The 3,056-nt window shown below is 39.3% G+C and carries 5 protein-coding genes; 1 reads left to right on the top strand and 4 read right to left on the bottom strand.

Annotation, left to right across the window (positions count from 1 at the left end; all coding sequences use genetic code 11):
- On the top strand, positions 1–199 hold a 199-nt coding region (locus HMPREF1640_RS13005), incomplete at its 5' end, for a helix-turn-helix domain-containing protein (protein ID WP_081935372.1).
- A 226-nt stretch (positions 200–425) separates the two neighbouring features.
- Here the strand turns inward: HMPREF1640_RS13005 and HMPREF1640_RS11870 are convergent.
- The 4 genes from HMPREF1640_RS11870 to HMPREF1640_RS11855 all read right to left on the bottom strand — a co-directional run.
- A complete protein-coding gene (locus tag HMPREF1640_RS11870; RefSeq protein WP_036895128.1) occupies positions 426–956 on the bottom strand; it encodes a hypothetical protein in 531 nt (176 codons plus the stop codon).
- 84 nt (positions 957–1,040) lie between these two features.
- Positions 1,041–1,568 carry a hypothetical protein gene (locus HMPREF1640_RS11865; RefSeq protein WP_036895124.1) on the bottom strand — a complete coding sequence of 176 codons (528 nt, stop codon included), beginning with the start codon at positions 1,566–1,568 and terminating at the stop codon, positions 1,041–1,043.
- A 23-nt stretch (positions 1,569–1,591) separates the two neighbouring features.
- Entirely contained in the window at positions 1,592–2,671 is a 1,080-nt protein-coding gene (locus tag HMPREF1640_RS11860; protein ID WP_036895121.1) for a Gfo/Idh/MocA family protein, read from the bottom strand.
- A 3-nt stretch (positions 2,672–2,674) separates the two neighbouring features.
- Positions 2,675–3,056 (bottom strand): SPASM domain-containing protein (locus HMPREF1640_RS11855; RefSeq protein WP_036895119.1); only part of this gene is annotated, 382 nt, incomplete at its 5' end.

The raw sequence follows: 3,056 nt of genomic DNA, 5'->3' as shown, positions 1-3,056 counted from the left end.
GACACACAAACCGCTGTTTAGAGGTGAGCATTTCCTAACGAGCAAGGAAGTATGCGAGCGGCTATATATCAGCCCTCGTACCTTGCAGGACTATCGGGACAGGAGGATTATTCCCTACACGCAATTCGCAGGGAAGATACTCTATAAGGTGTCGGACTTGGAGAGATTATTAGAGGATAGCCATAAGAACTTTCTCTAAGTATTAGAATATAGCTTCCCATTTATAAAAATAAGCCTACTTTGAACCAATAACCAAAGTGGGCCTATTTTTGAAGAATGTGAACTCAAACTACCTAAAGGAATTGCACTTCTATCTTGAATGTTTATAGCCTTCTTTGATGCGATTATCAAAAAGGGCTGAAATCACGATAAAGACACACTTTATAGAATGTTATGTTTTTGTCTTTTACTATTCAATCAGTTTTTCAAATCTCTGGTGACCTCAATTCAGACTTAAGCACTACTCTTTCCTTTTTATTCAGAGTTAGATTGATCAGCCCATTGAAAGCTATATCAGACTCTTCATATTTCATATTCGGTCTGGCATAGTAAACCTTAAGTTTATAATTACCAGCCGGCAATTTGCTCATCTTAAAATTAACATCGTATTTGCAAATGCAATCGGCAAGCGCGTCAAGGACATTATGATACACAACAAGGGTAATCTGATCATCTTGATTAACAATGTTCACATAGATATTTCTTACGGCACAGTTGGCTTTCACGTCTTCCAGCACACATTGAGCTATACCGTCTTTACCCAATTCTATGCTTAAGGTTGTCCGTACCGCGTCATTCTCCAAGTAAAAATCAGGACGTGTATCTGTCGGAGAGATGCTTAATTTACAATTAGAATTTGCAACATCATAAATTCTTAATGGCTCAAGAGCTACCTTCTCTGAGGAACATGCAGATAATCCACAGAAAAGGATTAGGCTGTAAAATACTTTTTTCATAATTACAAGGATTTTATATGTTGATATTTATATAAACATAATTACAAGTTATTTCTTGCTTATATTATTACGTATTTCTGTTTACTATTCAATCAACTTCCCGTGTTTTTTGAGTATTGAGAGAAACTCTCCCCATTCTGCCGCTCTTTTTTCTTTTGCTTTTTGAATGGCCTTGTTCTCTTTAACATATTGACTATTGTCCTCAATATTGCGTGGGTAACAGTCACTCAGATAAAACTTGCCAGATTCTGAAACTAATGATAAGTCTGTGAAGATTTGACTATTGAAAGATGACACAAACGTTGAGATATGGAGTAGAACCTTACCATACGAATGTATTTCTATGTTACGATAAATGGGAAAGAGCTGACTTGTCGGCTCAAAATCTTGAAAAATAATCTCACGGGTCTGCGCGTTGAAAGACTTGATGTTGTCAAGTGTAAAGAGATAGGGGCTTGAAGCGGCTCTTGTCATTCGGGCTGTCCCTATAGCAAACAATTCCGTTTTCGATGCTTGCACTGTGGGAGTTGAAGCAGACTCATCTTCATTGCTGCAACCAATAAACAGCAACGAGAAGATGAACGCCTGTAATACACAAAAATACCTTTTCATAATTTGTTGGATTTAATTAGTTATTATAATATGTGGTCGTCAATTATGTTCATATACTTCTTTATTTCTGCCATTATGGAATAAACTTGCTTGACACTTTCCAAGCAAAAGGCATGATTATCCTCGCATCTGTTTTCAACCATATCGGCAAACGCTTGAATCTCCGAGAAGAACCCTTGTGACACAATTTGGTTATTCCCAATCGTTGGAACAAAGCCATTTCTTCCGTAGAGATTGACTACGGTTGTATTGTTTTGGAATATTTTCTCTAATGGAACCCCAAACACTGCAGAGCGTCTCGGTGTGAAATCGAGTTGCTCCATTCTGTCCAATACATAAACCCCTTTGTCTGTACTGATGCTCAACAATTCCTCTGCCTTTTGCCACGAGTAATCTGTTGAAAGTTCCAGCATACCTGTTATATCTTGGTGCTCTAATACAAGAAATAAGGTCTGTCCACCATCTCTACTGCGAATAATATCCCAACTCTTTATCTTTGCCTCTCCGAAAAGGAATGTTGCATAGTCAAGAGGATGGATGAACAGGTCAAGCAGAGCATCACCCTCTGGGTATAGCCCCGTAAGATAGCGATAATGATAATGTCGTTTGCCATCACCTTTCAATCGCTTTTGCAGAATTTGAGTGGCAGGGGCAAAACGTCTTTGCAGTCCGACGACGACATGTTTTGAGCCATATAGTTTGACGGTATCGGTCAAAGACTTTAGTTCCCTCTCGTTCTCACACGGTGGTTTCTCTATGAATAAGGACTTCCCTGCTTTAATGACTTCGTTTGCTATATGAAAGTGCGAATGTGGATTAGCAGCCACAAAGACTCCCGAAACCGTATCATCATTCAAGATGTCTTGTAAAGAAGTCGTACCTTTTACTCCCTTGTACTTTTGAGAAATCAGCCCGGCTTTCTTCTCCGAGGTGCAGCAGATGTATTTCAATGGCAACTGAAGATATTGTATCACAGGCAACAGGTTACTGACACAATGATTGCCAAGACCTACAAGAGCATACCGTTGGGTGTAGATATGGTTCAGTTCCCTTATGCTCCGCACACTCTTGTATCTGCCGATGATTTCGTCTATATGTCCCATAGTTTATGCTGTTATTTGCTTGAAATGTTCCTTATAGGTGATTTGCGTGTTGCTGCTCCATTGATATTTCCCGTAAAACAATTCTATCAGTCGCTTGGGAAACATTTTCTCCAGATTCCTTAACAGGATAATATCATACTTCCGGTGATAGTTGATCCAGCATTGATTACACGTTTTGGAGTGTTGACACTGAATCTTACAGGTTTCCTTTGAATTGAATATCTCGTCAAGCGTGTTCTCATGAGTGTTGCCCAAGACCACGTCCAAATTCTGGCACAACGGGACATCACCATTGGAATGGATGACCAACTCACTGAAAATGCTATGGCACCTCAGTTTCAGCCTGTTATTCTTCCATTCGTCATATAGGGTCACAAAATCAAAA

Source organism: Prevotella sp. S7-1-8, from assembly GCF_000758925.1.
Lineage (GTDB): Bacteria > Bacteroidota > Bacteroidia > Bacteroidales > Bacteroidaceae > Prevotella.
This window is presented reverse-complemented; position numbering and strand designations above follow the sequence as displayed.

Excerpts from the sequence above, each read along its gene's own strand:
- HMPREF1640_RS11870 (WP_036895128.1), bottom strand. The coding sequence starts at position 956 with ATGAAAAAAGTATTTTACAGCCTAATCCTTTTCTGTGGATTATCTGCA.
- HMPREF1640_RS11865 (WP_036895124.1), bottom strand. The coding sequence starts at position 1,568 with ATGAAAAGGTATTTTTGTGTATTACAGGCGTTCATCTTCTCGTTGCTG.
- HMPREF1640_RS11860 (WP_036895121.1), bottom strand. The coding sequence starts at position 2,671 with ATGGGACATATAGACGAAATCATCGGCAGATACAAGAGTGTGCGGAGC.